Here is a 580-nt window from a genome sequence, read left to right as displayed (position 1 = left end):
GGGTCTGCTCATGCAGACCGGCTACCACGCTGGATTCACGAGATGAATCCCCCACCCGGACTTTGCGAAACAAAGCCGTCTGCTTGTAAAAGCCTATGGCGTGGTTCGAGCTGGCAAAGATGATGCGCGGCTAGACCGAGGCTTTCCGCGCGCCTTCGTACAGATGAAAGACCCCGTCGATATTGGCATTGCGCACGGTTTCCCAGTTGGCCTCGACCGACTGGCCGCCCATGTGGACGATCCCGTCGCAGCCCTCGACAAGCGCCTCGACCGCCGCCTTGTCGCCCAGATCGCAGGGCACCAGTTCTTCATGCGGGGCCGCCTGCCCCATGTCGGCGCCGGGCCTGTCCGACAGGCGGATGGTTTCGGCGATGGGCTTCAGCCGCTCGCGTCAGACGGCGCCCAGGTTGCCCGTGGCGCCGGTGATCAGCAGTTTCGTCAGCATGATGTCCTCTTGGTCAAAGCGCGGTCCAGAAAGCTCAGGACCGCCTGGTGGATGGCCGGGGGTTCCGTGTGGCCGGTCGCCTGGTCGATCCAGGTCACCAGCCGGTCGGTCCGCCCGGTGGCGTCATAGGCATGG

Annotated in this window: 1 protein-coding gene; it reads right to left on the bottom strand. The window is 64.7% G+C overall.

Annotated features, from left to right (window positions below):
- Positions 1-130: 130 nt before the first annotated feature.
- Positions 131-355 (bottom strand): NAD-dependent epimerase/dehydratase family protein, encoded by a 225-nt coding sequence (locus tag KZZ07_RS26660; protein ID WP_370631277.1) that lies wholly within the window; start codon positions 353-355, stop codon positions 131-133.
- Positions 356-580 lie beyond the last annotated feature (225 nt).

Origin of the sequence: Mameliella sp. CS4 (genome assembly GCF_019392335.1) — a bacterium.
GTDB lineage: Bacteria > Pseudomonadota > Alphaproteobacteria > Rhodobacterales > Rhodobacteraceae > Antarctobacter.
Note: the sequence above shows the minus strand (reverse complement) of the source record. Positions and strands in the feature narration are given on the sequence as shown.